This is a genomic window from Cupriavidus oxalaticus (genome assembly GCF_038900635.1).
GTDB classification, from domain to species: domain Bacteria; phylum Pseudomonadota; class Gammaproteobacteria; order Burkholderiales; family Burkholderiaceae; genus Cupriavidus; species Cupriavidus oxalaticus_B.
The window spans coordinates 1-279 of sequence record NZ_JAYMRX010000115.1 but is presented as its reverse complement, the minus strand read 5'-3'; the positions used below and the strand labels follow the sequence as shown (position 1 = coordinate 279).

General features: G+C 64.2%; 2 pseudogenes. Both read left to right on the top strand.

What is annotated here, in order from left to right:
- Positions 1-136 (top strand): annotated as a pseudogene (locus tag VSR71_RS35210) (S-(hydroxymethyl)glutathione dehydrogenase); the annotation flags it as partial.
- A 13-nt stretch (positions 137-149) separates the two neighbouring features.
- A pseudogene (locus VSR71_RS35205) lies at positions 150-279 on the top strand (S-formylglutathione hydrolase); the annotation flags it as partial.

Genomic DNA, 279 nt, shown 5'->3' with positions numbered 1-279 from the left:
GATCGTCGACTGGTACATGGAAGGCAAGCTCAATATCGACGACCTGATCACGCACACGCTGCCGCTGGAGCGCATCAACGAAGGCTTCGACCTGATGAAGCGCGGCGAGTCGATCCGCTCGGTGGTGTTGTACTGAGGCGCGCGCCATGATGGAACTGATCTCGCAACACGGCTGCCATGGCGGCGTGCAGCGCTTCTACCGCCATGAGTCGGCGGCGATCGGGCTGCCGATGCGCTTCTCGGTGTTCCTGCCGCCGCAGGCGCAGGGTGGCGCGAAGG